Here is a 271-nt window from a genome sequence, read left to right on the forward strand (position 1 = left end):
CCGCAGCCCCAACGACTCCAGGATCTGATTACCGACCTTGATCTCCTCCACCGGCGGCGCCGAGAGCGACACCCGGATCGTGTCCCCGATCCCCTCACTGAGCAGCGCACCGAACGCCACCGCCGACTTGATCGTCCCCTGGAACGCCGGCCCCGCCTCCGTCACACCCAAGTGCAGCGGGTAATCACACCGCTGCGCCAGCAGCCGGTACGCGTTGACCATCACCACCGGATCGTTGTGCTTCACCGAGATCTTGATATCCCGGAAACCA

General features: G+C 64.6%; 1 protein-coding gene. It reads right to left on the minus strand.

All coding sequences use genetic code 11. From position 1 onward, the window contains the following. Positions 1–271 (minus strand): flavodoxin-dependent (E)-4-hydroxy-3-methylbut-2-enyl-diphosphate synthase (locus tag IF55_RS35725; RefSeq protein WP_030893510.1); only part of this gene is annotated, 271 nt, incomplete at both ends.

Source organism: Streptomyces varsoviensis, from assembly GCF_000718635.1.
Lineage (GTDB): Bacteria > Actinomycetota > Actinomycetes > Streptomycetales > Streptomycetaceae > Streptomyces > Streptomyces varsoviensis.